A 24724-nucleotide genomic window follows, 5' to 3' on the forward strand; every position below is an offset into this window, starting at 1 on the left:
TCCTGTTTGGCGCCGGCGTCACTCACGGATAGGCAAAGCTGGTTAACTGTCAGGGGAGTCGAGAGAAGGAGCCGTATGTCTGGGTTGGCAGCAATACGGAATCTGCGGGTGAGCCTGCCCAGCCAGGAGCTGGCGGACGCGGTGGGGCCGCCCGCCGGCGTGGAACTCTTCCTGTGGGACTTTACCGGTGACGCTCCGGCGGACCAGTTCGATCTGGTGGTGCCGCCGTACATGGGGAAGCCGGACGCACTCGCTGCGCTCGCCGCCGTCGAGGTGGGGCTGGTGCAGAGCCAGTCGATCGGGTACGACGGCGTTGCGAATGTCCTGCCCGCGGGGTGCCGTTTTGCCAATGCTGCGGGAGTGCATGAGACCTCGACGGCGGAACTTGCGGTGGGCATGATGATCGCCAGCCAGCGGGGCTTGCCGGACTTTGCGCGGAACCAGGCAACGGGCATCTGGGACAACGGGATGCGCCCCAGCCTCGCGGACCGGCGCGTGCTCCTGGTGGGCTATGGAGGAGTGGGGAAGGCCATTGAGGCCCGGCTGCTGCCGTTCGAAACTGAGGTGACCCGGCTTGCGAGCCGGGCCCGGGACGATGCCACGGGCCGGATCTACGGGATTGAGTCCCTGCAAGAGCAGCTGCCGCTGCACGACATCGTGGTGGTCAGTGTTCCCTTGGGCGAGCAGACCCGTCACCTGGTTAACGGCGAATTCCTTGCCGCGATGCCGGACGGGGCGCTGCTGGTGAACGTGGCGCGGGGCCCGGTGGCCGACACCGACGCCCTGCTCCGCGAGACTTCCACCGGGCGGCTGCGGGCGGCCCTGGATGTAACGGACCCCGAACCGTTGCCGCAGGACCATCCGTTGTGGACCGTTCCCGGTGTGCTGATCACTCCGCACGTCGGCGGCGCGAGCACAGCCATGCTGTCCCGGATGGCCCGGCTGATCCGCAAGCAGATCGGGTTGCTGCAGGCCGGTGAGGAACCGGTGAACGTGGTGCTGGGCGGCGGCGACGGCCGCTAGCCCGCGAGCGCCGCGGCGGTCAGGTAATCCGGGGCCGGTTCCAGCTTGAAGTAGTCCTCAAGGGTCGGCGCGCCTCCCTGCGCGTGCATCTCGGATGCGATGGTCTTGCCCACATACCGCAGGTGCCAGGGCTCGTACGTGTAGCCGGTGGTGCCTTCGTACCCGGCCGGGTACCGGATGATGAACCCGAACCGCCAGGCGTCCGTGGCCGCGAACTTGCCTGCGGGGGTGCTTTCGAAGCAGGCCTGCAGGGCACAGGCCCCGCTGGCGTTGCCGATGTCCATCGCCAGGCCGGTCTGATGTTCGCTGTAGCCGGGCCTGGCCGAGATGGTGTCTGCGGTGGCCTGTCCGTACTGGGCCACATAGCTGTCGTAGAGGCTGGCCTGCTGGCTGTAGGAACGGTAGCCGCTGACCGGCACAACATTGATGCCCTGGGACTTCCCGGCCTGGGCGAACTGCTTGTACGCGTCCGCCGCCTCCGCCCGGAGCCGCTCTCCCTGGACCCTGACCAGCTTCGACGGCACATATGTCACGGGGTCCAACTGCCGGTGCTTGTTGACCACCACTTGCAGGCTGCCGGCGGAATCGGTGTCGTAGCCTGTTGTCGCCAATGCCTGCGCCGATGGTGCGATCATGCCGAGCGAGAGCAGCAGTCCCGCCACGGCCACGGTCATCTTGCTGATTTTTTTGAGCACAGCCGCCTCCAAGAGTTCTCCGAACGGATGCGGGAACTTTACCTGTCTGCCGCGGCCGGAGTCGAGTGGAATCCGGCGCAGTGAGAGGGGAGCAGAAAGGGGGTGCAGGCTATGGCCCTTTCCGGTGAGGCATGCCTACACTGGCCAGACCTTCGACCGCAGGATGACATCCAGCTGCTCAAGCCACGGGCAGCCCCTGCACCTGGAGGTCCATCGCAACACTTTATGATCCGCCGCGCCCCTACCGGGGCAGCTGCGCTGACAAGAGGAGAGCATGATGACAGGGAACAAAGCCGTTGCCTACAAGGAACCCGGCAAGGTCGAGCTGATCGACATTGACTATCCGACTTTCGAGCTGAAAGACGGTCCGGGCGTCAACCCGGCGAACGTGGGGCGGAGCGTCAACCACGGAGTCATCCTGAAGACCGTGGCCACCAACATCTGCGGATCGGACCAGCACATGGTCCGCGGCCGCACCACGGCGCCGGCCAACCTGGTGCTGGGGCATGAGATCACGGGCGAGGTCGTGGAGGTGGGCCGCGACGTCGAATTCATCAAAGTCGGTGACCTCTGTTCGGTCCCGTTCAACATCGCCTGCGGCCGGTGCCGGAACTGCAAGGAACGCAAGACCGGCATTTGCCTGAACGTGAACCCGGACCGCCCGGGCAGCGCCTACGGCTACGTTGACATGGGCGGCTGGGTAGGCGGCCAGGCCAACTACGTGCTGGTGCCCTACGCCGACTGGAACCTGCTGAAGTTCCCGGACAAGGACCGGGCCATGGAGAAAATCCTGGACCTGGCCATGCTGTCGGACATTTTCCCCACGGGCTTCCACGGCGCGGTGAGCGCAGGGGTGGGCGTCGGGTCCACGGTTTACATTGCCGGCGCAGGTCCTGTTGGCCTCGCAGCGGCGACCAGCGCGCACCTGCTCGGTGCCGCCGTCGTCATTGTGGGGGACCTCAACGAGGAGCGGCTCGCGAGGGCGCGCAGCTTCGGCTGCGAAACGGTGGACCTCACCAAGGGCGGCCCGGCGGAGCAGATCGAACAGATCCTGGGTGTGCCTGAGGTGGACTGCGGTGTGGACGCCGTGGGCTTCGAAGCGCGCGGTCACGGCCATGACGCCAAGGAGGCGCCCGCCACGGTGCTGAACTCGCTGATGGAACTCACCGCGGCCGGCGGGGCCCTGGGCATTCCGGGACTGTACGTCACCGGTGATCCGGGCGGAATCGACGAGGCTGCCAAGAAGGGTTCCCTGAGCCTGAGCCTCGGTACCGGCTGGGCGAAGTCGCTCAGCTTCACGACCGGCCAGTGCCCGGTGATGAAGTACAACCGGCAGTTGATGATGGCCATCCTGAACGACAAGGTGAACATCGCCAAGAACGTCAATGCGAAGGCGATCAGCCTTGAAGACGCACCCAAGGGCTACGCCGAATTCGACGCCGGGGCAGCCACGAAGTACGTCCTGAACCCGAACGGCTACCTCAGCTAAGCCCGATGGGCCGCTGCGTCCGATCATAAAGGCAGCCGTGGGCACCTTCCCTTGCCGAAGGTGCCCGCGGCCTGCTGGTCTTGGCCGGGAAATGGCCGGTGGTTCAGGTCAAAACGGCAACGTCACCAGAGCTATCAGGGCCGGGACGGTAGCGCCCAGGGTGCCCGGAATGCTGTCACCCTTCCTGGGGTAGTGGCCCAGCATATCCGCCAGGAACATGGCCGGAGCGGTCAGCACCATGTTCACGCAGCAGTAGATCACCAGGGTGTAGCCCACCACCAGATAGCCCATGTTCACGGCCACCACCCCGGCCAGCACTCCCAGTCCGATCGCCAGGTTGCGGAACCCGGTGGGAATGGCCCACATCATCACGGCCGGAACGTTTTGCGGCGGGGTGCTCAGGAACTTCTGCGCTCCCGGCCGGTGCATCAGAAAACTCTCGAGCGGGAACACAAGGATATAGATCACCGCGGCAAGGACCGCGAAAACCTGGGATACGGCGTTCATGGAGGAAGAGTACGACGACGGCGGCAGCCGCCTCCATCCCCTGGCAGAGGGCTCCGGGGTGCTTGAGGAACCCCCGGTTTGGGGGATTGCGGCGCCGCCCGCCGCGCGGATACTGGACATATGTGGGAGGAACGCGCTGAGCGCGCCCGGCGTGAGATCGCCGCCCTGGCCGCAGCCGGGACAGGCCTGGGCGAACTTTATGCCGCGGCGCTCGGCCTGGTGCAGCAGCAGGTTCCGTTCGAGCAGGGGTGCTGGGCCGGCGTCGACCCCGGCTCCCTGGTGATGACGTCCGTGGTGAACTGGCGTGATTGGGGCGTGACGGAGGAATACGCGGCCCGGTTCGCCGAGACGGAGTACGCAGGCCAGGAACCCAACCGGTTCGCGGAACTGTCCCGGCGTCCGCGGCCGGTCGCGAGGATTTCCGATGCACCCCACCGCGACGTGATGCGCAGTGTCCGGATAAACGACATCCTGAAACCGCTCGGCCTGGAACATGAACTGCGCGCGGTGTTCCGGGTGGACGAGGCCTGCTGGGGAGTGGGAAGCATTTTCCGGGAACCGGGACGGGATTTTTCGGACCGTGAGGTGGAATTCTTGGCTGCCGTGGCGGCGACGCTCGCGGCGGCCAGCCGGATCGCGGTGCGGACGGCCCATGCCGGGCGGCCAACAGTGGGCGGACCGGTGATCGTGGTCGCCGGGCCGCGGGGCGAACTCCGGGCAGCCACGGCGGCCGCCGTCGCCTGGTTGGCCGAGGTGGAGGACTCCGCCCCGGGCCGTTTCACCATGACCCTGCATTCAGCGGTGGCACAGGCCCATGCTTCGAGCTCGGGCACGGCCAGGGCAAGAATGCGCGATGCCCGGAACAACTGGGTGGTGCTGCAGGCGAGCCGCCTCATCACCGGAGATGACCCGGAACAGATGGTGGTCACCGTTGAACCGGCCACCACCCACGACGTGGCCAGCCTGCTCCTGGCGGCATACGGTGTCACCCCGCGGGAGCAGGAGGTCTGCGTTGAGGTGCTGTCCGGAAAGCCGACTGCGGACATCGCCGCGCGGCTGTACATCTCGCCGCACACGGTCCATGACCACCTTAAATCCGTGTACGCGAAAGTGGGCGTCGGCAGCCGCGGGGAATTGGTGGCCAAGCTGGTGGTGTGAGGACGGGCCCAAGGCCGCGCGGGCCCAACGAGGTTTTCCCGGCCGGGGCTGAAGGGGAGCGTCCGATTCAATGCACCCGCGACGTGGCGGGTGCATTGTGGGTACGGTGTCCTCATGCAGAAGATATCGATTGATGCCCTGGCCCGCCAACAGATCGCGGCCGCCGTGGCGGCCCCGAGCGGACGCGCCGCGGATACGGCCTTTGGCGGGCACGAAAAGCGGCTCCGGCAGACGGTGATGGCGTTTCGCGGCGGCACGCAGCTCAGCGAACACCAGAACCCCGGCGAGGCCACGGTTTACGTGGTCAAAGGATCGGTCACGCTGCGGGCTGGCGGCGAGTCGTGGCAGGGCAAAGCCGGTGACCTGCTGATCGTGCCGGACGGGCTGCACAGCCTGGAAGCGGACGAGGACTCGGCGGTGCTGTTCACCGTGGTCAAGACGGACCGTCCCTGATACCGGCCCAGCGGGCATTTCCGTCGTAGACGAAGCCGCTCGGGCTTGCCGGGCACGAACCCGTTGCAGGCCCGTCCGTTCCCACCACCGGTGTACCCTCATAGCCCGTGAGGTAGACGCCCCACCTCCCGTGGCTGGATCAAACGTTGCTACTCGACTTCCCCGAGCCGGGCGTTATCCCGTATACCCGGTACTCGCTTCCGGGCGGGGAGAGCGGCGGACCAAAGATGCCCTGCCGGAGGCATTGCACCCAGCCAACCTTTGTTCTATAACTGCTATAACAGAGGTGAGGGAGAGGCCATGATCCTCAGCATTGACCTGGCCAGTGAGGTGCCGATCTACCAGCAGCTCCGGGACCAGATTGTCGAGGCGATCGCCGAGGGCGTGCTGACAGCGGGCAGTTCCTTGCCGGCCACGAGGACCCTCGCAGCCGACTTCGGGATCAACTTTCACACCGTGAACAAGGCCTATGACCTTCTGCGGCAGCAGGGTTTGATCCGGCTCAACCGCAAATCAGGTGCGGTGGTGACCGCCGCGGTCACGGATCCGATGGTCCCCTCCGACTGGGCTGCGAAGGTCCGGACTCTGCTGGCCGAGGCTGTTGCCAGGGGAATCCCGCCCGACGAGGTCCTGAGGACCTGCAGTTCCATGCTCGATTCCTTTGGTGCCAAGCAACGGGAGGATACGCCATGATCGCTGCCGCAGTTCTGAGCTTTGTGCTGTTGGGGCTGGTGCTCCTGCTAGGTCTGGTCCTGCCCTCCGTCACCAGTCCAACGGTGCCCTTCGGGGTGCGGGTGCCGGCCCAGCGTGCCGAGGACCCGGCCGTGGTCCGGCAGGTCCGCATCTACAGGTGGAGAGTGCTCGTTTGCGGGCTCGTGGCCGCCTCGGGGGGTGTGGGCTTGTTTGTGGCGACCGGTGCAACGTTGCTGCTGCCGCTGTCGGTGCTGGTTCTGGTTGGTCTCTGGTACGGCTGCTTCTACCTGGCCCATCAGGAGATCCGGGCCGCGAAGGCCGCCGGTGCCTGGTTCGAGGGCCTGCACCAGGGCATTTCGGTGGACACCGGCCTGCGGACCGATCCGCCGCGGTTTCCTTGGCTCTGGCTGGCACCAGCGGTCATCATCACCGCGGCCACGGCCGTGACCGGGGTGCTCCTGTACCCGTCCATGCCGCACGTCCTCGCCGTGCACTATGGCACGAAAGGCCTGCCGGACAGGGAGGTCGCCAAGTCCATCGGTGCGGCCTTCTCACTGGTGTTCGTGCAAGTTGGCCTGACGGCGCTCCTGGCGGGGATGGCGGCGGCAATTATCCGCAGCAGGCCCGACCTGGATCCGGCCCACCCGGCGGGCTCTGCGCGGTGGTCCAGGCACTACATCTCCGTGGGCGCCAAGGCCCTGCTCGGGTTGGTGGCCATGATCGATCTGGGCATGCTCGGATCCTCACTGCTGATGTGGACGGGAACCGTCACGCGGTGGGCGCCACTGGTGGTCGCGCTCCCGGTCCTGGCCGCCGTCGTAATTACTGTGGTGGTCCTGGCCAGGAACAACCGGGAGCGGGGAGCTAACGGGGAGGACACCGGCCTGACGCACCGTGACGATGACAAATATTGGCGCGGCGGCCTGTTCTACATCAACCGTGAGGACCATGCACTGGTTGTCCCGCGCCGGTTCGGTCTGGGGTGGACCCTGAACTGGGGCAACCCCGGGGCGGCCATGCTGATCGCCGGCGTGGTAGCGCTGATCGCCCTGGTGGTCATTTTCCGCTTGGGCGGGTGAGGTGTCAGAGTGCCCGCGCGGCCCCCGTGGCTGCGGCGCCCTGGATGGGATGATCGACCTATGAATGCATCTGACGCAGCCGGTCCGGATCAAGGATTCAACTCGCTGGTCCATCGTTCGCGCCTCCGTTTCCTGGTCATGGTGATTGTGGGCATAGGCACGGCTCTGGCAGTGGGAGCGCTGAAGTCCTGGGCGTACGCGCCGGCGATGGGCTGGGCGGCGGCGTCGCTGACTTATCTCATTTGGGTCTGGGCCGTCGTCGGGCCGCTGGAGGCGGAGGCCACGGCTGCCCACGCGCGGCGCGAAGATCCGGGCCGCGGCGTCTCCGATGCGCTGGTCCTGATCGCCACCGTGGCCAGCTTCGCCGGGGTGGCCCTGATTCTGCTGGACGCTTCCAACGCCCAGGGCGGCACGAAGGCAGCCATCATCTCGATGGCCCTGGGGAGTGTGGCGCTGTCCTGGTTCCTGGTCCACACGCTTTTTGCTCTTCGCTATGCCTCCATTTATTACCAGCACGGGGCAGGTGTGGACTTCAACGAAGGCAAACCCCCGCGCTATCTGGACTTCGCGTACCTGGCCTTCACGGTCGGCATGACCTTCCAGGTGTCGGACACCGATCTGAAGACGGAGGCGATTCGCACCACCGTGCTGCGCCAGGCGCTGCTGTCCTACCTGTTGGGGACCATTGTCCTGGCCACCACCATCAACCTTGTCGCCGGTTTGATCAACTAACATGAGCCTTTGTGGCGATGATCCCCGGGAGTGCGAGTTAAGATAGCCAGACACGGATTGCCTTCTTTTGTTCCTGGCCGCCGGGATGTTGGAGGAGTGGATGAACGGGTCGTCACCGCGGATCCTTGCTGTCGCGAAGGCATCCGCTGCCGCGATGCTCCTTCTTGCCACTGCTGCGTGCACTCCGGCCGGCACCGAGGCGCAGCCAACGCCCGCTCAGCCCCCTTCGAGCCGACCGGCCGCGACCAGGCAGGCGCCCGTAGCAGACAGCAAGAGCGGTCCCACGGTCAGGGTGGTGGTGATCGGAGATTCGCTGAGCACCGGGCTGGGAACCTCACCGAAGCTGGCGTGGCCAAAGCTCCTACAATCAGCGCACCTTTCCAACAAGCGCCCGGTGCAGGTAACAAATGCTGCCGAGAACGGCAGCGGTTACCTGGCTCCCGGCGAGGACGGGGACACCTTCACCATGGAAGTGGAGTCAGCCGTCAGCCCGGACGCTGACGTCGTCGTTTTTTTCGGGTCCGACAATGACACAGGGGCGGACCCGGGGGAACTGCGGGATGCTGCAGCCTCAACATTTGCGGCCGCCTCGTCGCTGGCCCCCAACGCCGTTCTCGTGGCGGTCGGGCCACTTTCGGGCAGCGAGGAACCGGACCCGGTGTTGGCCGACGTCCGCGACACCCAGGCCGCGGTTGCCCAGGACATGGGCGTGAAGTTCATCGATCCCATCGCCGAGCAGTGGCTCAGCGGCCGCGCCGACGTCCTCCTGGGCCCGGACGGTGAGCACCCGAGCGCCCAAGGGCAGAAGTTCCTGCGGGACAAAATGAAGCGCATCCTGTCCGCCGCGGTGCAGGGCTGAACCGCCCGCACCGTGCGGCGCCTGCCCATCCAAATGCTGATGCGTCACCCGCTTCCCGGTTACGCTCCGGGGTTACCGGGGCGTGGCGCCGGAAGGCCCGCGAGGCGTTCGACGACGGCCAGGCCCGCAGGGGTGCCCGGCCAATGCCGCCGCAAGGCGTCCGGGCCCGCGGAGCGGATCACGGAGCGGAGAACCAGTGCCATGATGATCACGTCATCGGCGTAGCCGATCAGCGGCAGGAAGTCGGGCACCAGGTCGATCGGGAACGCCAGGTAGCCCAGCAGGAGGAACAGCTTGATACGTACCCCGCGCGCTACGGACTTGTCGGCCGCCAGCCGCCTGAGCACGCGCAGCACGTCCGGCAGCAGCCGCAAGGCGTCCCTCATCCCCACAGTTTCCGGGTGACGCCGGGCGTACGCCCACAGGGCCAGGAGCAGGATGGCGTAGACCGCAACCAGCCCGGCCAGGACACCTGCGGCAATTTCCCACCACTGCGAACTCACGTCAGCCGCTCTCCCGTCAACCGCGCCAGATAATCCAGGAGCTCGTCCTGCAGGTGCGGGTCGAGGACGGCGGCGTTCGGTTCCTGCCGGTGCTGATGGTGCCAGTAGCCGCCGCTGGTGAGGGCCCCGGGGTCATTGCTGGCGGCGAGCCATTCCTGGGTGAGGTGCCCGAGCCGAAGATCGTCGGGCGCGCCGGGGCCGCCCATCTTCGTGGGCACCCAGCCGGGATCCACAGCGTTGCTCAGGACATCAGGCCACAGCCGGGCGACGGCAGCGGCGAGCGCGGTGACATAGAGCTTGCTGTCCGAGTAGGACACCCGTGAGGGAGCCCCGGACCCGTCTCCGCCCCGGGACCCGCCTCCGCCCCGGGACCCGTCCCCGCCCCCGGGGCCGTCCGGGCCGGCGAGGCGGAAGCGGCCCCCGCGGTGCATGCCGCTGCTCAGGTAAATCAGGCGGTGCGGCCGATGAATAAGGGCCGTCAATAGGTACGGGGCCACCACGTTGACCTGGAAAATGTGGGGTCCGCCCAGAACGCCGGCATTGTGGATGACGGCGTCCACGGGCCCGCTTCGGTTCACCTGGGCCGCAAGGTCGCGGGTTTGCGCCGTGTCCGACAGATCGCCCACCACGCCCAGCGCGCCGCGGTCGATCAGCTCCTGCACCGCGCCGAGCCGACCGGTGGTGCGCGCGTGCACGATGACTTCGTGCCCGTCGTCGAGGAGCGACTGCGCCGAAGCGAGCCCCAGGCCGTCGGTGGAGCCGGTGATGAAAATGCGGGCCATCATTCCTCCGTTCTGTGCCGTGCGGCCTGCGTGGCCTGGGTCAGTGTGCCGCATTCAAGCCAGTAGCGGCGTTTGCCGTTCCGGGTGTCCTCGTAGACGCCGCCGTTCCTTTCGATCGTCGCCCGGGAACCGGCGTTTGTTTCGTCGCAGGTGAGAAGTGCCCTGGTGATGCCCAGTTTCCGGGCGATGGGCAGGGCGGCGGCCAGCGCTTCGGCGGCGTGGCCACGCCGCCTGGCGGAGGGCCTGATGCTGTAGCCGATGTGGCCGCCTTCGTTGAGGAGGAAGTCGTTCAGCTCGTGCCGGATGGCCAGCGACCCCAAGAATGTCCTGCCGTCCACGACCCACAGGAACGTGCAGGGCACGTGTTCCGGCTTCCGGGGCGCTTCCGGGAGGGCAGCGTTGCGGAGCGAGTCGACAAATCCCCGGAACGATTCGGCCTCCGCAAGATCCGCCAAAGCCCAGTCCTCGGCACCGCCGCCATCGCGGCGGGCACCGTCAAATTCTGCGGCCGCCTCCAGCCAGGAGGAGTGGTAGCTGGCATCGGGAGCGATGAGGAGAGGCATCACAAGATCGTAGTCCAGGGGCGGCGCCGCGCAGAGGACGACGACGGCAGTGTCGCCGTCGTCGTCGGCACTCCTCCGAGCGTTCTCAGTGCATCACCCGGTAGTGCACGTGCGTCACGAGACGGGTGCCGCGCACTTCGGTCGGCTCCAGCGTCAGGTTCCCGACGCCGTCGAGCGGCCGTTCGCCCGCGCCCAAGAGGATGGGTGCGATGTGGAGGCGCAGCTCATCGATCAGCCCCGCCGACAGGAACTGCTGTACGGTCTGCGCTCCGCCGGCGATGGCCACGTCCTTGCCGCCGGCCGCCTCGCGCGCACGGTCCAGCGCAGTTTCGATCCCCTCGGTCACAAAGTTGAACGTGGTGCCGCCCTGCATTTCCAGGGGCTCGCGCTGGTGATGGGTGAGGACGAATACGGGAGCGTGATACGGCGGCTCCTCGCCCCACCATCCCTGCCAGTCCGCCTCCCACGGTCCGGGGCCGGGCCCGGCGTACATGTTCCGTCCCATGATGAAGGCGCCGGCTGCGAGGATGCCTTCGAGCTCGGCTGCGTGGGCCTCCGGTTCTTCGAACATCCACCGGTGCAGGCGCTCTCCGCCTTCACCCAGGGGGTTGGTCATGGTTTGGTGCGGACCGGCGAGGTAGCCGTCGAGGGAGATGGTCAGATCGCACGTGACTCGGCTCATGCGCCCCATCCTGCCACGGCACCGGTGTGGAGGGGAGGACATAGACTCGGACGCATGTCAGTCCTTGGGGGCAATGCCGGTTGGCGAAGGAGCGTCCCGTGCCAGCCGGCTAACAGTCTTCCTCGGGGATGCCGTGTCATGGGAATCGCGGCGGCTGCGGTTCACCTATTGTCGATGGGTGGGTACGAAACAGACGACTGAGCTGGAGGGGCAGACCTCCATCAACGAGCTGCTTGAGGAGCCGATCGGCGCCACCCATATCCAGCTGGTCCTGCCAATCCACGTCCAGCTTCCGTCAGGGGAATTCCGCCGCGTCTCGTGACGCCGTGCTCCGCGGACGGAGACGTACGACGGCGGCGCCCGGGCGGGTGCCCGCGCTCGGCTCAGCGGACGGCCGTGACGAAGCCGCCACGGGACTGGCCGGATGGCGCCTGGGGCGGTGGGGATTGAGTGGGTACGGCAAGGGACAGCGTGCGGTTGTAAGTGGCGCACAGCTCCTGGACCGTGTGGCCGGTGCACCGCCAGCCGGCCGCCGTGAGCAGTTCCAGCGGATCGGGCGGGTCGGCCCGCGCCAGCAGTTCAGTCATGGACAGGCCGGTCTGCAGGCTGAACTCCCGCAGCTTGGCTTCTACATCGTCGGTCTTAGGCAGCGGCACGGCCCGCTCGATCACGGCCCGGGAGCCCGGTGCGGACAACGCTGCAACTTCCTTCAGCACCGACAGTTGAGCGGCGGCGTCGAGGTAGGGAAGCAGGCCCTCCAGGACCCAGGTGGTGGGCTGCAAGGGGTCAAAACCGGCCGCAACAAGCGGCTCGCGCCAGGGGAGGGCGAGGTCGGTGGCCACGGTGACCAGCTCGGGCGCCGGCCGGACGGCAAGCCGGCCCAGTACGCCGGCTTTGAACTCCAGGACGTTGGCGTGATCAATCTCAAAGACCCGTGAGCCGGCCGGCCAGAGCAACCTGTAGGCGCGGGTATCCAGCCCGGCGCCCAGCAGCACTGTCTGCCGGCTCGGTGATGCGGCCTGCAGGAAATCGTCGATGAACCGTGTCCTGACGGCGATGTAGATGGAGGCGAGCAGGAGCGGCTGCTGCGGCGGGGAAGCGGCTTCGGGATGGGCCGGCCAGGAGGTGGGAAAGTCCACATGGGAGCGGGCGGCGTCCACCAGCGCCAGCGCAAACGGGTCCGCCACGAGCCCGCCGGGCCGGGAGGTTTCCACCGCCCTGCCTGCGGCTACGGCAAGGGCCGTTAGCGGCAGCCCCTGGTCCTCAAGGTCACTCACACGTGGTTCCTCCCGCCGTCGTACTTCTTCTCACTGCGGAGCCTACTGCGCCGCCCGGCGGCGGCGAGCTAAGGCGAGTGCAGCGGCGGGAATCAGGGTCAACGCGGCAATGATGGTGCCCACCAGCCCCGGGCCCCTGGTCCCGAGCGGGGACACCAAGGCAGCGCCGGCAAAGGCGGTCCCCACGGCGGTGCCGGCGTTGAACGCGGAGACGCTGAGGGCTGAACCGAGGGTGGCGGCCTTCCCGGCGAAGCGCACCGCGAGGTGGATCAGCACGCTGTTGGCGCTGAGACCGAACAGGCCCAGCAGGACCACCAGGGCGCTGGTCAACCAGGGCGAACCGGACACCAGGCTGATGGCGAGCAGGAGGACGGTGGTCACGGCGGGGGTGACGATGGTGATCGGGCCCGGGTGGGCATCGCCGAAACGGCCAGCGAGGAGGGTGCCGATGACCGAACCGATGCCGAACCCGGTGAGCACCAGCGGGACATGGGCAACTGTCACTCCGGCCTGGTCGATGAGGATCGGGGCGATGTAGGAGTAGGCGGCGAGTACGCCGCCGCACGTCGTGGCACATGCGGCCAGCGCCAGCCACAGCCGGCCCGAGCGCAGGCCGGTCAGTTCAGCACGGAGGGACGTTGGGTGCGCGCCGGGGGAGTCGTGCGGAATAAGGCGGGCGACGAGTACAGTGGCCAGCGAGGCGGCCGCCGCCAGCGCCCAGAAGGTTCCGCGCCAGCCGACCACCTGCGCGACGAAGGCCCCCAGAGGCACGCCGAGGACGGTGGCCAAGGCCCCGCCGGCACCCACCACAGCTACCGCCCGGGCGCCGGAGGACGGCCCCGCCGCGCGGGTGGCCACCACAGCTGAGACTGCCCAGAACGCGCCGGTGGCAAGCGCGCTGACAAACCTTGCCGCCAGCAGCAGCGTGAAGTCCTGGCCCAGCGCCACCACAACATGGCCGGCAACGAAGACGATGAGCGCCAGGACCAGCGTCAGCTGCTTGGACAGGCGAATTGTCAGCATCGCCATCAGCGGCGCGCCCACCACCATGCCGATCGCGAAGACGGTGATCAGAGATCCGGCCTGCGCGACGCTCACCTGCATGTCACTTGCGATCAGCGGCAGGATACCGGCCACCACGAACTCGCTGGTGAGCATCAGGAGGGTGCCCAGCGCCAGAACGTAGACGGCCAGCGGGAGCCGGGGCCGCCGTCGGACCTTAACGTGCTTGGTACCGGCGGCCGTAACGCCGTCCTCGGTTGTTGTCTGCCCGCGCATGCGAACTCCTCATTGGTGCAGGGGAAAATGGCCTGCATCCATTGCACCCGTTCGCTTGTCGGCGAGGAAGGTTGCGCTTATAGGGGTATAGCCAGGGCCCCACAGTTGACGCTGAACGCGTAGCCGAACCGGGGCACTTTGACACGGATACGCCGGGCAGTGAGCCGGTTCCAGGCCGGGTCGCCGTCAGTGTGCCCCACGACGGCGCCGGGCGCCCCGGCGCACCGCCCCGGCACTTTGCGGAAGCCGTTGTCACTGCCCGGCGGCGGGCCTAGGCTATGGCCACGGCCCCACGCGGGGGACCGGCCAGGACCCTCCCTCACGGGGGCCAGGCACACGCTGGGATGCCGCGTCCTGGACACCACGGGACAGGAAAAACCATGACGAAGTATCTGTTTGAAGCCAATTACGTGGGCGACGGAATTACCGGGCTCATGCGTGAAGGGGGCACCAAACGGCGGGAAGCGCTGGCGGAGGCGCTCAGTTCGGTGGGCGGATCACTGGAGAGTTTTTACTACGCGTTCGGGGACATCGACGTCCTTGGCGTTTTTGATGTGCCGGACCAGGCGGCCGCGGCGGCCCTGTCACTGATGATCAATTCCACCGGCACCGTGGATGTCCGCCTGAAGCCGCTCATGACACCGGAGGACATTGACGAGGCTGCCAGGAAGACGCCTTCCTACCGGGCGCCGGGGCAGTAGCCGCGGGCGCAGTAGCCGCATGCGCAGAAGGCAGCTGGTCAGCGCCGCCGTCGGACATTACGACGGCGGCGCTTCCGTTGGGTGCCTGACAGGGATTTCGTCGGCGCGCTGGGTGGCGGCCCAGCTGGCCAGGACTTTCAGGGCATCCTCCGAGGGTGTGCCGGGATCTGCCGTGTACACGTTGATCCGCAGCCCGGGGTCTGCGGGGAGCTCCAGGGCTTCGAAGCTCAGGTCCAGGTCACCCACGATCGGGTGGTGGAGCCGCTTGCGGCCGGTGCGGTGGTACTTCACATCGTGCCTGGCCCACCTGGTGCGGAACTCCTCGCTGCGGGTGGACAGTTCACCAATCAGGTCCGTCAGGTCTTTGTCGTAGGGGTTCTTCCCGGCCGTGGAGCGCAGGACGGCCACGATGTCGTCCGCGCTGCGTTCCCAGTCGGCGAAGAAGTCCCTCGCTTTCGGGTTGAGGAAGGTGAAGCGCGCGCTGTTGGGCGGGGTGACCTGCTCTGCCATCATCTCCAGGTAAAGAGCCCGGCCCAGTTCGTTGGACGCCAGCACATCTCCGCGGTCATTGCGGACCCAGGCAGGGGCCGTGGTGATCGCGTCAACAACGCGCTGCACGCTGGGCCGCACCGCCTGCGGGCTCCGCTTGCGCCGCACGCGCGGGGAAGCGGTCGCTGCCCTCGCAAGGTCAAAAAGGTGGGCCGTTTCGGCGTCGTCAAGCTTCAGGGCCCGGGCGAGTGCTTCGATCACGCTGTCCGAGGCGCCGGAGAGGTTGCCGCGCTCAAGGCGGACGTAGTAGTCCACGCTCATCCCGGCGAGCATGGCCACTTCCTCACGGCGCAGCCCGGTGACCCGGCGGTTCCCGCCATAGAGGGGCAGACCGGCCTCCTCGGGCGTGATCCTGGCCCGGCGGGAGGTCAGGAACTTCCGCACATCATCGCTGTGTGTCATGGCCTCCACGCTACGCGCCGTCCACCGGACGAGGGAGGGACTGGCATTACCCTGTCCGGCAGTGACTCCCGGCCGCCACGGAATCACGGTTGCATTGAATGCATAAAACCTGCACCCACCACAGCCGTGCGGTAATCCCCACCGTTTGAAAGGGGTACTAGCCTGCCCTCCCACGAGGTCCGTGACCGGTGTTGACTGGAAACCGGCCCCACTTAGTAAGGAATCACAATGCGAGCAACACTGATGTACGGCGCCGGCGACGTGCGCGTCGAGACCGTTCCCCACCCCACCATCCAGGAGCCGACTGACGCGGTAGTGCGGATCGTCGCCGGTTGCATCTGCGGCAGCGACCTGTGGCCCTACGCCTCCAGGCCCGAGTCCGCCGAAGGCTCCCGCATGGGCCACGAATTCGTCGGCGTCGTCGAAGAACTCGGCTCCGACGTGACCGGCCTGAAAGCCGGTGACTTTGTCATCGCACCGTTCGTCGCGTCCGACGGCACCTGCGATTTCTGCCAGGAAGGCCTGCAGACCTCCTGCCGCCACGGCGCCCACTGGGGCGGCCGTAACGATGGCGGGCAGGGCGAATTCGCGCGGGTCCCGCAGGCGTCGGGAACCCTCGTTGTGGTCCCGGCAGGGTTCGACGAGAAGCTGATCCCGTCGCTGCTGAGCCTCTCCGACGTGATGTGCACCGGCTACCACGCGGCCAAAAAGGCAGGCATCAAACCCGGTCAGAGCGTCACTGTGATCGGCGACGGCGCGGTGGGCCTCTCCGCGGTCCTCTCAGCCAGGCTGATGGGCGCCTCGCGCATCATCCTCATGGGCCGCCACGACGCCCGCACCGACCTCGGCCGCGAATTCGGTGCCACCGACGTGGTGGCCGAACGCGGCGAGGCAGGCATTGCCAAGGTCAGGGAACTCACCAACGGCGACGGAACGCACGCGGTGCTCGAAGCCGTGGGCCTCAAGCCAGCGATCGAGACGGCGATTGGTGTGGTGCGCGACGGCGGCGTCATCAGCCGTGTGGGTGCGCCACAGTTCTCCGACGTTCCGCTCGGATTCCCCGAGTTCCTGCGCAACATCACCCTGACCGGTGGCGTTGCGCCCGCCCGCGCGTACATCGAGGAACTGCTGCCTCTGGTGCTGGACGGCAGCATCAATCCGGGCAAGGTCTTCGACCGCACCGTCGGCCTGGACGGCGTTCCTGCCGGCTACCGGGCCATGGCCCAGCGCGAAGCGCTCAAAGTACTCGTCCGCCCCTAACCACAGCCCGTAAACACGACAAGCCACAGAATCAGGACAAAACCATGCACCTCACACTCAACAACGGCGTCGCCATGCCGGCTCTCGGCCTGGGCGTCTTCCAAAGTCCGCCGGAACAGACCACTGCGGCCGTCGAAGCAGCGCTAGCCACCGGCTACCGGCTCATTGATACTGCCGCCGCCTACGGCAACGAGCGGGAGGTCGGCGACGGCATCCGCGGCTCGGGCCTGGACCGTTCGGAGGTGTTCATCGAGACCAAGATCTGGGTCAGCGACTACGGCTACGACCAGACCCGCCACGCCTGGAAGAAGGCGGCCGGCAAACTCGGCGTCGACCAGCTCGACCTGCTCATCCTGCACCAGCCCGCTCCCGACAGGTTCGAAAAGACCATCGCCGCCTACCAGGCCCTTGAAGCTCTGCTGGCCGACGGGCGGGTCCGGGCGATCGGGGTCAGCAACTTCATGCCCCACCACCTGGACAAGCTCCTCGCCTCGACAGACATCGTCCCGGCCGTGAACCAGATCGAACTGCACCCCTACTTCACCCAGCGGGATGTCCAGGCAGCCGACGCCCGGCACGGGATCCTCACCCAGGCCTGGTCTCCCATCGGCGGGATCACCTTCTACCCCGGCTGGGGCGAGGAACGGCGGAACGTCATGGAAGACCCGGCGATTGCCGCCGTCGGACACGCCCATGGCAAGAGCCCTGCCCAGGTGATGCTGCGCTGGCACCTGCAGCAGGGACGCTCCGCCATCCCGAAATCGACCAACCCGGCCCGTATCGCCGAGAACTTCGACATCTTCGATTTCGAACTCACACCTGACGAACTCGCCGCCATCGACGCCCTCGATACCGGCGTGCGGAACGGCCCCGACCCCGACGTGGCCCGCGAGGAGCGCTTCGCCATGGTCATCCCCGAAGCCTGAATCCCCGAAGCCTGAGTCCCACGACAGAGAGAACCACCTCCATGGAATACCGCCCACTCGGCCGCACCGGCGTGCAGGTCAGCCCCCTCTGCCTCGGCGCGATGATGTTCGGCCCCTGGGGCAACGACGACCGCGCCGACTCCACCCGCATCATCCATCGAGCCCTCGACGCCGGCATCAACTTCATCGACACCGCCGACGTTTACTCCGGCGGGGCGTCGGAGGAGATCGTCGGCGAGGCGCTGGCCGGGCGCCGCGACGATGTCTTCCTGGCCACGAAGTTCTTTATGCCCATGAGCGAGGATCCCAACCACCGCGGCGGATCCCGCCGCTGGATCATCCGCGAGGTTGAAGACTCCCTGCGCCGCCTGAACACCGACTACCTGGACCTGTACCAGGTCCACCGGTCCAGCCCGGACACGGACGTGGCGGAAACCCTCGGCGCACTCACCGACCTCGTCCGCCAGGGCAAGGTCCGCTACATCGGCTCCTCGTCCTACTCCGGATCGCACATCGTTGAAGCCCAGTGGGCGTCACGCGAACGCCGTCTGGAGCGGTTCGTCACCGAACAGCCGCCCTATTCCATCCTTGTCCGCGGCATCGAAGAGGACGTCCTCCCGACCGTGCAGCGGTACGGCATGGGAACGCTCACGTACAGCCCGCTCAGCGGCGGGTGGCTGTCCGGGCGCTGGCGCAAAGACTCGGCGTCCGCACCCACCTCGTCCGCGCGGCCGAACGCCCGGTTCGATATGACAAGCCCTGCCAACCAGCGCAAACTCGACATCGTCGAGGACCTCGCCCAACTGGCCGAAGAAGCCGGACTCAGCCTGATCGAGCTGGCCATCGCCTTCGTGATCAACCACCCCGGGGTGACGTCCGCCATCGTCGGTCCGCGCACCATGGAGCAGCTGGAGTCCTACCTGCCCGCCGCGGACATCACGCTCTCAGCCGACGTGCTGGACCGCATCGACAAGATCGTCGCACCCGGCGTCACCGTCAACCCGGATGACAACAGCTACGGCGCGCACGAACTCACAGCGCAGGCGCGGCGGCGGACACGGCCGTGACCGCCCGGGCGGTCCCCACTCACTCCGGACCTAAAGAAGGAACACCATGACTGACCAGCCCCGACAGATCGGCGGCGGCCGGAAGATGTTCGGCGACTTCGCTCCGAAGCTCGCCGAACTCACCGACGACATGCTTTTTGAAGACATCTGGAACCGGCCCGAACTGAGCCCACGCGACCGCAGCCTCATCACCGTGGCCGTGCTCACCGCGGCAGGGAACACGGAGCAGCTGGGCTCCCACCTGGGCCGCGCCGTCGACAACGGGGTGACCCGGGATGAACTGATCGAAGCCATCACCCATGTGACGCTCTACGCCGGCTGGCCCAGGGGCATGTCCGCGATGGGCGTCGCCAAGCAGCTCTTCACAGACAACACGTAAGGACAACCATGAACATCGAACCCACCGTGCCCACCACCAAGAACCCGCCGGCGCAGTTCGTCGGCGACGTGTGGCTGGACCCCATCGCGCTTCCCCACGAGAGCGACCAGACGATGGTGGTAGCCACTGTCCGGTTTGCGCCCGGAGCGCGGACCGCCTGGCATTCCCATCAGCACGGCCAGTATTTGCGCGTCACCCAGGGCGTAGGCCGTTTCGGGACGAGGGACGGAAAGATCATCGAAGTCCATCCCGGCCAGACGCTTTATACCCCGCCGGGTGAGGAGCACTGGCACGCGGCCGCCCCCGGCTGCTTTATGGAACACCTTGCCATGCTTCAAAACGGCGAAGACCCGGCCAAGACCACCACGTGGGCGGAGCACATCACGGACGAGGAATTCAACGGCTGCTGACCTGCACCAAAACCCGCCGGCGGTCAGAACCGGCTGCCCGGGACGTCCCGCCAGAGCTGTTCGCCGGCTGTTGTGCCTGTCCCGTACATCCAGAGCACGATGTCCATGACGCGAATTTCGGAGATCGGGTCCGTGATCCGTGAGAGCCGGCGGATTTCCCGGAGCCGCTGCGGCAGCCCGGTGCCGTCCGTCAAGGCGGTGTGCCACCTCTGCCACTGACCGGCCGGGCCGCGGTTGAGGTTCATCAGATGCCCGACGGCGGAATCGTAGACAGGGAGCAGCAGCGGGCGTTTGCGGGCCATCACTTTGCTGGTGCGCGTCTCGCCCATGCCCCAGCCCGTGTCGCGTCCGCTGAGAACGTGCCGGAGCTGAAACGCGGGGCTGGCGTCGCCGAGGATTTTGTCGAACTCGTCGGCTTGCACGTCGGCCATGTCCAGGCTGGCCGGAATCTGTGCCAGCAGGTCCGAAACCAGGGCTGCCTGGGTGTCCAGGATGCCAAACGCGGCCCTGTCCAGGACGTCCGCGCAGAGAAAGGAGACGGCGATCAGGTCGTCGGGCGTAATTCGGTTCACGTCATGGGGCGCATCCCCGCCGCCGCCCCAGCAGTTGTACATGCTGCCCTTATAGGCGGGAAGCCCGGCACCGGTCCGGCGGTAGTAGGTGCCGAGCAGCTTGGCAGCAGTGTCTATGTGGTCGTCATCCAGAATGGCAGGAATTGCCATGCGTCCCCCCATTGTTGTGCCCGGCGCCGATCCAGCCATGCAGACGTCAGGTCGACAGCGGACCCGGAAATCACCGGAAGTCTATCCGCACAACGTGAACGCGGCAGCCGCCGTCGGGAATTTACGACGGCGGCCCTTCAGCTGCCTGCCGGGACAAGGTCCGCTTCCACAGCGCCACTGCCAGGACCGCCACCCAGAGCAGGAACGCCCCGATGCTGATTCTTTCGCCGATGCCCAGCACGAGGTTCGGTCCCGGCGCGGCCATGAACGCGATCATGCCCATGACCGCGGAAAGTACAAGCGAAATGATCGAGTACCAGCGCATGCGGCCGTGGAACCCTGCGGCCACGAAGCACATCGCGGCGACCATGAGGGCGAGCTGGACGTTGGTGGCCAGGATGTGCAGGGGAACGGACGTTTCATCGCCGAGCCTCAGCGGAAAGAAGCCTCCCGCGATGTTCCACAGCCCGTAGCCGATCAGCAGGCCGCCGCCGGTGCGCAGGGCGCGGTTGCCGTGCGTGGAGCTCCATACGCCAACCCCAAAGGCGATGAACAGTAGCGTGTAGATCCACAGGAGCGGGACGATGGCGTCGCGGCCGGGGGAGCCGACAGCGAGGAGTTCACTGACCATCTGCTCGGTGCGGCGGTAACCCTCCCACTTTGCCGCCGCGACGCCGTCGGTCGCCGCCACGTAGAGCAGCGAGGAGAGTGGTCCTGCGGCGAGGAGGGCCTGGCGCTTCTCGATTGGCACGTCAGGATTTCCTAAGGGCCCGCAGTCCGGCATCGGCTCGGCGCAGGGCCCGCGAGCATCCGCTCCGACGCCTACCGCCTTAAGCTTTGGCCGGGCCGCCCGCTGCGGGTAGGGTCAAACGGCCTTGGCCTGACCGGGAGTGCCGAGAGTAATCTGGGATCAGTGATCGGGAAGACCACATGCAAACGAATTCAGCCCACCCCGCCGCACACTCGGCGCCTGCCCTTGACCGGCAGTCCCTGCTCCCGGACTGCGGAAACTGCTTTGCCCTCTGCTGTACCGCCTTCGGATTCTCGCGCTCGGCAGATTTTGCGCTCGACAAACCCGCAGGTTCACCCTGCCCGAACCTCGCCGCCGATTTCTCCTGCACCATCCACAGCAGCCTCCGCCCCAGGGGGTTTCGCGGCTGCACGGTCTTTGACTGCTTCGGCGCCGGCCAAAAGGTGTCCCAGGGGCTCTTCGGCGGAACGAGCTGGCGCGAGAACCCCGAGTCCACCGGTCCGATGTTTGCCGCGTTCAAAGCCGTGCGGCAGCTGCACGAGATGCTCTGGTACCTGGCGGAGGCCCGGTGCCGAACTTTCGATTCCGACCTCGCCCACCAGGCCGTGGAACTTGGCACCATCATCGGGCAGGCCGTCGACGGCGGTCTGCAGCCCCTGCTCGCACTGGACATCCAGGAGCTTCATGCCCGGGTGAGGTCAATGCTGATGGAGGTCAGCACGGAAGTCCGGTCCGCCTACTTTGCCGCGGGCGGTGACCACCTGGATGCCGGGCTCGGGGCCGGAGCCGACCTGATGGGCATCAATCTCAGGGGACGCCGGTTGTGCGGTGCAGACCTGCGAGGGGCTTACCTGATTGCGGCTGATCTGCGAGACAGCGACTTATCGGGGGTGGATCTGCTCGGTGCGGACCTCCGGGATGCGCGGCTTGAGGGCGCCGACCTCTCGGCGGCCCTGTATCTGACCCAGCCGCAGCTCAACGCGGCGCGCGGCAGCCGCGCAACCCGGCTGCCGGCGGACCTGGTGCAGCCACCGCACTGGTGGCCAGGTTCGGGTCAGGGATGAATCAATCACGACGGCGGCGCCCGCCTTGATCGGGCTGCTGCCGGGTTGCTGCGGCTCCGCCTGTTAGCCGGCCGCTGTTAGGCTCCGCCTGTGACCAGCCACCGGAAGTCCCTCGCCCGCGTCCTAGCCGTCGGCCTCGCCATACTCTCCACCGGGCTGCTTGTTGCGGCACAGCCGGGTTGGGCCGCCCCAGCGATTCCGGCCGCCCAGCCTGTGGCCGTGTCCGCGGAGCTCACTACGGCCGACGCCGATGCGTGGCTCGACGGAGTGCTCCCGGCGCTGCTGGAGCGGGAGGAGATTCCGGGCGCCGCGGTCTCGATCGTCCGGGACGGGAGGGTGCTGACCCGGCGCGGTTTTGGCCTGGCGGATACGGGCATCAGCGGGAACCAGCCCCGCCCGGTGGATCCTGAGAGGACTATTTTCCGGGTGGGTTCGGTCTCCAAGACCGTGGTGGCCACGGCGGTGATGCAGCTGGTGCAGCGTGGGCAGGTCGATCTGGACCGTCCGGTCACCGATTACGTGAACATTGAGCTTCCCACCCGCTTCAGAACGCCCATCACGCTGCGGCACCTGCTCACCCACACTGCCGGTTTCGAGGAGGTCTACGCCAACATGATCCTGCCCGCCGGCACCCCCGTGCCGGCGTTGCGCGAGACCGTCACCGCGGCTCCGCCGGATCAGATCTACGAGCCGGGGACCACACCGGCGTATTCCAACTACTCCTACGCGCTCGCCGCCTACGTGGTGGAGTCCGTCACCGGGCGTGAGGCTGCCGAGTACCTTCAGGCCGAGGTGCTCCGGGCCGCCGGCATGGCGACGGCCAGCTTCGCCCAGCCATTGCCGGAGCGCCTGAACGCGGACCTCGCCCAGGTCTATCCGTCCCGGCACCAGCAGCCCATCCCGTTTGAGCTGGTGGGCCCTTGGCCGCCCGGATCCCTGTCAGCGTCCGCCGCGGACATGGCCGCCTTCCTGCTCGCGCAGCTTAACACCGGCGGGTCCGCCCTGCTCAACCAGCAGACGCTCGCCCTGATGCACAGCCCGGCGCTGGGGGAGGACCGGCTGGGCGGCCTCGCCGCAGGGCACCGGATGGCACTCGGACTCTTCGAGGAGGACCGCAACGGGCGCCGGATCCTCGGGCACAGCGGGGACCTGATCCATTCGCACGCCGCCCTGCAGCTCTACCCGGACGACGCCACCGGCATCTTCATCGCGGTCAACGGTTCCGGCGCCCGGGCTGACTCCGCAACCGTCCTGCGCCGCGCGGTCCTGGATGGCTTCGCGGACCGCTACTTCCCGGCCGCCGGACCGGGTCCGTCACCGGTGGGCACCGCCGCGGACCATGCTCAGGCCGTCGCGGGAATTTACGGCCTGTCACGGACGCCGCAAAGCACCTTTATGCGGGCCTACTCGATGCTGGCATCGGTGCAGATCAGCGCCGACGACGCCGGGACACTCACCATCCCGCTGCCTACCGACGCCGGCGGCACCCCGGTCAGGCTGGCCGAGGTTGAACCGTGGGTGTGGCAGGACAGCGAGGGGCACCACCGCGTGGCCGTGCGGGTCGATGAGGCCGGTGCGGTCGGGGCCATCGGAGTCAGCCCGGCCCTCGTGCTCCTCCCCAAGCCGGCCTGGCAGGTCATGGCCGCACCGGTGGTGGCAGGGTCCCTCGGCGTTCTCCTGTTCGCTCTGCTCGCCTGGCCCGTGCGGGCAATCATCGGCTGGCGGCTCAAGGCTCCGCTGGACCTTCCGCGGCGCGACATGCGGCTGCGACGGATCACGCTGACCGCGGCCGCCGTGATCGCCGTCGGCGTCACCCTGTGGGCTGGTGCCGTGATGCAGATGTCGGGCGGATTTTCCGCGCAACCCGGGCTGATCCGTGGTGCACAGGCTGCAACCGCGCTCGGCGCACTCGGACTGGTGCCGGCGGTGTGGCGTGCCATGCGTGCCTCGCGGCAGGCACACAAGTCCCGGGCGGTGCTGGCTACGCTGGTGGCGCTGGCCTTCCTGGGTTTCGGGGCGGTGGCGCTGGCCGGCGGACTGCTGCTGCCGGACATCACTTACTGATCGGCAGCCACCGCGGCGGTCCGGAGTTTTTCGAAGGACTCGGTCCAGCCATCGCGGTGCAGGGCCAGCCGCTCCTTGGTCAGGAAAGGGCCCTGCGAGAGTGCCAGCCGCGTGCCCCCGCCGTCGGCAGCGAGCACGAGGTCGGCCACGGTCTCCCGGTCGTCCGGCGTCGGTTCCTCCCAGTTGAAGGTGTAGACGAGGTGCCAGGGCGGGTCGATTTCGAGGAACTCGCCGGAGAGGTGGAAAGGCTCGCCGTCCGGCGGGGCCATGCGGAAGCGGTAGCGGCCGCCCGGCACCAGATTGAGTTCGGCCGAGGGGAGAGTGAAGCCGGCGGGGCCCCACCACTTCGCCAGCTCGGCTGCTTCCGTCAGCAGCCTGAAGACCTTTTCCGGCGGCGCCTCCAGCCTGCATTCCAGGTTCAGGACATGACTGCCGGGCTGCTCATTCATGGTTCCACTCTGCCATCCGCGGGCGGCGGCGGGAAGGTATCGCCGCCGTCGCCGGAGGGCTGTATCCGCCGGCCGTAGTCCGAGGGTGCCGGCTCATTCCTTTGGAATTCTGGCAGTAGTTGTCGATCCGGGCTTCCGGCCAGCGTCGTATGAGTAGGAGCCTTAAGGGAAGGCTCCGGGACCGGCGCGGTATTCAGTGTCGGTGCC

At 67.4% G+C, this 24724-nt stretch carries 29 protein-coding genes; 17 read left to right on the forward strand and 12 right to left on the reverse strand.

Going from position 1 to position 24724, the window contains the following annotated elements:
- The first annotated feature begins 75 nt into the window (after nt 1-75).
- Complete coding sequence (locus SBP01_RS04590; RefSeq protein WP_320537621.1) at nt 76-1023, forward strand: 2-hydroxyacid dehydrogenase; 948 nt, start codon at nt 76-78, stop codon at nt 1021-1023.
- Here SBP01_RS04590 and SBP01_RS04595 read toward each other — a convergent pair.
- Nucleotides 1020-1718 (reverse strand): M15 family metallopeptidase, encoded by a 699-nt coding sequence (locus tag SBP01_RS04595; protein WP_320537622.1) that lies wholly within the window; start codon nt 1716-1718, stop codon nt 1020-1022. The genes SBP01_RS04590 and SBP01_RS04595 overlap by 4 nt on opposite strands.
- Before the next feature lie 277 nt (nt 1719-1995).
- Between SBP01_RS04595 and fdhA the strand changes: the two genes are divergently transcribed.
- Nucleotides 1996-3207, forward strand: coding sequence for a formaldehyde dehydrogenase, glutathione-independent (fdhA, locus tag SBP01_RS04600; protein WP_275215291.1), 1212 nt, complete (start codon nt 1996-1998; stop codon nt 3205-3207).
- A gap of 108 nt (nt 3208-3315) precedes the next feature.
- Here fdhA and SBP01_RS04605 read toward each other — a convergent pair whose 3' ends face one another.
- Nucleotides 3316-3714 (reverse strand): DUF1304 family protein, encoded by a 399-nt coding sequence (locus SBP01_RS04605; RefSeq protein WP_275215290.1) that lies wholly within the window; start codon nt 3712-3714, stop codon nt 3316-3318.
- A gap of 120 nt (nt 3715-3834) precedes the next feature.
- On the opposite strand from SBP01_RS04605, the gene SBP01_RS04610 reads away from it, so the two are divergent.
- The 6 genes from SBP01_RS04610 (at nt 3835) to SBP01_RS04635 (ending at nt 8688) form a co-directional block, all read left to right on the forward strand.
- Nucleotides 3835-4872, forward strand: a complete 1038-nt coding sequence (locus SBP01_RS04610; protein ID WP_320537623.1) for a helix-turn-helix transcriptional regulator — start codon at nt 3835-3837, stop codon at nt 4870-4872.
- 114 nt (nt 4873-4986) lie between these two features.
- Nucleotides 4987-5325: a cupin domain-containing protein gene (locus tag SBP01_RS04615; RefSeq protein WP_275215288.1), complete on the forward strand. Its 339-nt coding sequence runs from the start codon at nt 4987-4989 to the stop codon at nt 5323-5325.
- Between the two features lie 300 nt (nt 5326-5625).
- Nucleotides 5626-6018, forward strand: a complete 393-nt coding sequence (locus SBP01_RS04620; protein WP_275215287.1) for a GntR family transcriptional regulator — start codon at nt 5626-5628, stop codon at nt 6016-6018.
- On the forward strand, nt 6015-7097 hold the full coding sequence (locus SBP01_RS04625) for a DUF1648 domain-containing protein (RefSeq protein WP_320537624.1): 1083 nt from the start codon (nt 6015-6017) through the stop codon (nt 7095-7097). Before SBP01_RS04620 ends, SBP01_RS04625 begins: the two co-directional genes overlap by 4 nt.
- A 60-nt stretch (nt 7098-7157) precedes the next feature.
- A complete protein-coding gene (locus SBP01_RS04630; RefSeq protein WP_320537625.1) occupies nt 7158-7829 on the forward strand; it encodes a DUF1345 domain-containing protein in 672 nt (223 codons plus the stop codon).
- 100 nt (nt 7830-7929) lie between these two features.
- Nucleotides 7930-8688, forward strand: a complete 759-nt coding sequence (locus SBP01_RS04635) for an SGNH/GDSL hydrolase family protein (protein WP_320537626.1) — start codon at nt 7930-7932, stop codon at nt 8686-8688.
- Nucleotides 8689-8747: 59 nt separating this feature from the next.
- On the opposite strand, the gene SBP01_RS04640 is transcribed toward SBP01_RS04635, so the two are convergent.
- From SBP01_RS04640 to SBP01_RS04655, 4 genes are all read right to left on the reverse strand, one after another.
- Nucleotides 8748-9191, reverse strand: coding sequence for a YkvA family protein (locus tag SBP01_RS04640; protein WP_320537627.1), 444 nt, complete (start codon nt 9189-9191; stop codon nt 8748-8750).
- On the reverse strand, nt 9188-9973 hold the full coding sequence (locus tag SBP01_RS04645; RefSeq protein ID WP_320538284.1) for an SDR family NAD(P)-dependent oxidoreductase: 786 nt from the start codon (nt 9971-9973) through the stop codon (nt 9188-9190). The genes SBP01_RS04640 and SBP01_RS04645 overlap by 4 nt, the downstream gene beginning before the upstream one ends.
- On the reverse strand, nt 9973-10536 hold the full coding sequence (locus SBP01_RS04650) for a GNAT family N-acetyltransferase (RefSeq protein WP_320537628.1): 564 nt from the start codon (nt 10534-10536) through the stop codon (nt 9973-9975). The genes SBP01_RS04645 and SBP01_RS04650 overlap by 1 nt, the downstream gene beginning before the upstream one ends.
- An 85-nt stretch (nt 10537-10621) precedes the next feature.
- Nucleotides 10622-11218, reverse strand: a complete 597-nt coding sequence (locus SBP01_RS04655) for a dihydrofolate reductase family protein (protein WP_320537629.1) — start codon at nt 11216-11218, stop codon at nt 10622-10624.
- Between the two features lie 178 nt (nt 11219-11396).
- On the opposite strand from SBP01_RS04655, the gene SBP01_RS04660 reads away from it, so the two are divergent.
- Nucleotides 11397-11540, forward strand: coding sequence for a hypothetical protein (locus SBP01_RS04660; RefSeq protein ID WP_275215280.1), 144 nt, complete (start codon nt 11397-11399; stop codon nt 11538-11540).
- Nucleotides 11541-11601: 61 nt separating this feature from the next.
- On the opposite strand, the gene SBP01_RS04665 is transcribed toward SBP01_RS04660, so the two are convergent.
- Entirely contained in the window at nt 11602-12495 is an 894-nt protein-coding gene (locus SBP01_RS04665; protein ID WP_320537630.1) for an SAM-dependent methyltransferase, read from the reverse strand.
- A gap of 42 nt (nt 12496-12537) precedes the next feature.
- Complete coding sequence (locus SBP01_RS04670) at nt 12538-13773, reverse strand: MFS transporter (RefSeq protein WP_320537631.1); 1236 nt, start codon at nt 13771-13773, stop codon at nt 12538-12540.
- A 380-nt stretch (nt 13774-14153) separates the two neighbouring features.
- On the opposite strand from SBP01_RS04670, the gene SBP01_RS04675 reads away from it, so the two are divergent.
- Nucleotides 14154-14474 (forward strand): GYD domain-containing protein, encoded by a 321-nt coding sequence (locus SBP01_RS04675; RefSeq protein ID WP_275215277.1) that lies wholly within the window; start codon nt 14154-14156, stop codon nt 14472-14474.
- Nucleotides 14475-14531: 57 nt separating this feature from the next.
- On the opposite strand, the gene SBP01_RS04680 is transcribed toward SBP01_RS04675, so the two are convergent.
- The gene (locus tag SBP01_RS04680) at nt 14532-15425 is read right to left on the reverse strand and encodes a helix-turn-helix transcriptional regulator (RefSeq protein ID WP_320537632.1); all 894 of its coding nucleotides are present in this window, start codon (nt 15423-15425) and stop codon (nt 14532-14534) included.
- Between the two features lie 228 nt (nt 15426-15653).
- Between SBP01_RS04680 and SBP01_RS04685 the strand changes: the two genes are divergently transcribed.
- Genes SBP01_RS04685 through SBP01_RS04705 form a run of 5 tightly spaced genes read left to right on the forward strand, consistent with a single transcriptional unit; the run spans nt 15654 to nt 19467 of the window.
- Nucleotides 15654-16685 carry a zinc-dependent alcohol dehydrogenase family protein gene (locus SBP01_RS04685; protein ID WP_320537633.1) on the forward strand — a complete coding sequence of 344 codons (1032 nt, stop codon included), beginning with the start codon at nt 15654-15656 and terminating at the stop codon, nt 16683-16685.
- Between the two features lie 44 nt (nt 16686-16729).
- Nucleotides 16730-17611, forward strand: a complete 882-nt coding sequence (locus SBP01_RS04690) for an aldo/keto reductase (RefSeq protein WP_320537634.1) — start codon at nt 16730-16732, stop codon at nt 17609-17611.
- A 41-nt stretch (nt 17612-17652) separates the two neighbouring features.
- Nucleotides 17653-18678, forward strand: coding sequence for an aldo/keto reductase (locus SBP01_RS04695; protein WP_320537635.1), 1026 nt, complete (start codon nt 17653-17655; stop codon nt 18676-18678).
- 46 nt (nt 18679-18724) lie between these two features.
- Complete coding sequence (locus SBP01_RS04700; protein WP_320537636.1) at nt 18725-19057, forward strand: carboxymuconolactone decarboxylase family protein; 333 nt, start codon at nt 18725-18727, stop codon at nt 19055-19057.
- Between the two features lie 8 nt (nt 19058-19065).
- On the forward strand, nt 19066-19467 hold the full coding sequence (locus SBP01_RS04705; protein WP_320537637.1) for a cupin domain-containing protein: 402 nt from the start codon (nt 19066-19068) through the stop codon (nt 19465-19467).
- Nucleotides 19468-19490: 23 nt separating this feature from the next.
- Here the strand turns inward: SBP01_RS04705 and SBP01_RS04710 are convergent, their stop codons facing one another.
- Both SBP01_RS04710 and SBP01_RS04715 read right to left on the reverse strand, forming a co-directional pair.
- Nucleotides 19491-20189 (reverse strand): DUF6308 family protein, encoded by a 699-nt coding sequence (locus tag SBP01_RS04710; RefSeq protein WP_275215270.1) that lies wholly within the window; start codon nt 20187-20189, stop codon nt 19491-19493.
- 121 nt (nt 20190-20310) lie between these two features.
- Entirely contained in the window at nt 20311-20940 is a 630-nt protein-coding gene (locus SBP01_RS04715; RefSeq protein WP_320537638.1) for a DUF998 domain-containing protein, read from the reverse strand.
- Between the two features lie 179 nt (nt 20941-21119).
- Here SBP01_RS04715 and SBP01_RS04720 point away from each other — a divergent pair, with 179 nt between their 5' ends.
- Both SBP01_RS04720 and SBP01_RS04725 read left to right on the forward strand, forming a co-directional pair.
- Nucleotides 21120-22004, forward strand: coding sequence for a pentapeptide repeat-containing protein (locus tag SBP01_RS04720; RefSeq protein ID WP_320537639.1), 885 nt, complete (start codon nt 21120-21122; stop codon nt 22002-22004).
- Between the two features lie 90 nt (nt 22005-22094).
- The gene (locus SBP01_RS04725; RefSeq protein ID WP_320537640.1) at nt 22095-24068 is read left to right on the forward strand and encodes a serine hydrolase domain-containing protein; all 1974 of its coding nucleotides are present in this window, start codon (nt 22095-22097) and stop codon (nt 24066-24068) included.
- Here SBP01_RS04725 and SBP01_RS04730 read toward each other — a convergent pair.
- Nucleotides 24062-24517, reverse strand: a complete 456-nt coding sequence (locus SBP01_RS04730; protein ID WP_320537642.1) for an SRPBCC domain-containing protein — start codon at nt 24515-24517, stop codon at nt 24062-24064. The genes SBP01_RS04725 and SBP01_RS04730 overlap by 7 nt on opposite strands.
- Nucleotides 24518-24724 lie beyond the last annotated feature (207 nt).

The organism is Pseudarthrobacter sp. IC2-21 (genome assembly GCF_034048115.1).
Taxonomy (GTDB): domain Bacteria; phylum Actinomycetota; class Actinomycetes; order Actinomycetales; family Micrococcaceae; genus Arthrobacter; species Arthrobacter naphthalenicus.

What these genes read in the sequence shown, in the direction of transcription:
- SBP01_RS04590 (WP_320537621.1), top strand. Translation starts at nt 76, where the DNA reads ATGTCTGGGTTGGCAGCAATACGGAATCTGCGGGTGAGCCTGCCCAGC.
- fdhA (WP_275215291.1), top strand. Translation starts at nt 1,996, where the DNA reads ATGACAGGGAACAAAGCCGTTGCCTACAAGGAACCCGGCAAGGTCGAG.
- SBP01_RS04605 (WP_275215290.1), bottom strand. Translation starts at nt 3,714, where the DNA reads ATGAACGCCGTATCCCAGGTTTTCGCGGTCCTTGCCGCGGTGATCTAT.
- SBP01_RS04610 (WP_320537623.1), top strand. Translation starts at nt 3,835, where the DNA reads ATGTGGGAGGAACGCGCTGAGCGCGCCCGGCGTGAGATCGCCGCCCTG.
- SBP01_RS04615 (WP_275215288.1), top strand. Translation starts at nt 4,987, where the DNA reads ATGCAGAAGATATCGATTGATGCCCTGGCCCGCCAACAGATCGCGGCC.
- SBP01_RS04620 (WP_275215287.1), top strand. Translation starts at nt 5,626, where the DNA reads ATGATCCTCAGCATTGACCTGGCCAGTGAGGTGCCGATCTACCAGCAG.
- SBP01_RS04625 (WP_320537624.1), top strand. Translation starts at nt 6,015, where the DNA reads ATGATCGCTGCCGCAGTTCTGAGCTTTGTGCTGTTGGGGCTGGTGCTC.
- SBP01_RS04630 (WP_320537625.1), top strand. Translation starts at nt 7,158, where the DNA reads ATGAATGCATCTGACGCAGCCGGTCCGGATCAAGGATTCAACTCGCTG.
- SBP01_RS04635 (WP_320537626.1), top strand. Translation starts at nt 7,930, where the DNA reads ATGAACGGGTCGTCACCGCGGATCCTTGCTGTCGCGAAGGCATCCGCT.
- SBP01_RS04645 (WP_320538284.1), bottom strand. Translation starts at nt 9,973, where the DNA reads ATGGCCCGCATTTTCATCACCGGCTCCACCGACGGCCTGGGGCTCGCT.
- SBP01_RS04650 (WP_320537628.1), bottom strand. Translation starts at nt 10,536, where the DNA reads ATGCCTCTCCTCATCGCTCCCGATGCCAGCTACCACTCCTCCTGGCTG.
- SBP01_RS04655 (WP_320537629.1), bottom strand. Translation starts at nt 11,218, where the DNA reads ATGAGCCGAGTCACGTGCGATCTGACCATCTCCCTCGACGGCTACCTC.
- SBP01_RS04670 (WP_320537631.1), bottom strand. Translation starts at nt 13,773, where the DNA reads ATGCGCGGGCAGACAACAACCGAGGACGGCGTTACGGCCGCCGGTACC.
- SBP01_RS04675 (WP_275215277.1), top strand. Translation starts at nt 14,154, where the DNA reads ATGACGAAGTATCTGTTTGAAGCCAATTACGTGGGCGACGGAATTACC.
- SBP01_RS04680 (WP_320537632.1), bottom strand. Translation starts at nt 15,425, where the DNA reads ATGACACACAGCGATGATGTGCGGAAGTTCCTGACCTCCCGCCGGGCC.
- SBP01_RS04685 (WP_320537633.1), top strand. Translation starts at nt 15,654, where the DNA reads ATGCGAGCAACACTGATGTACGGCGCCGGCGACGTGCGCGTCGAGACC.
- SBP01_RS04690 (WP_320537634.1), top strand. Translation starts at nt 16,730, where the DNA reads ATGCACCTCACACTCAACAACGGCGTCGCCATGCCGGCTCTCGGCCTG.
- SBP01_RS04695 (WP_320537635.1), top strand. Translation starts at nt 17,653, where the DNA reads ATGGAATACCGCCCACTCGGCCGCACCGGCGTGCAGGTCAGCCCCCTC.
- SBP01_RS04700 (WP_320537636.1), top strand. Translation starts at nt 18,725, where the DNA reads ATGACTGACCAGCCCCGACAGATCGGCGGCGGCCGGAAGATGTTCGGC.
- SBP01_RS04705 (WP_320537637.1), top strand. Translation starts at nt 19,066, where the DNA reads ATGAACATCGAACCCACCGTGCCCACCACCAAGAACCCGCCGGCGCAG.
- SBP01_RS04710 (WP_275215270.1), bottom strand. Translation starts at nt 20,189, where the DNA reads ATGGCAATTCCTGCCATTCTGGATGACGACCACATAGACACTGCTGCC.
- SBP01_RS04720 (WP_320537639.1), top strand. Translation starts at nt 21,120, where the DNA reads ATGCAAACGAATTCAGCCCACCCCGCCGCACACTCGGCGCCTGCCCTT.
- SBP01_RS04730 (WP_320537642.1), bottom strand. Translation starts at nt 24,517, where the DNA reads ATGAATGAGCAGCCCGGCAGTCATGTCCTGAACCTGGAATGCAGGCTG.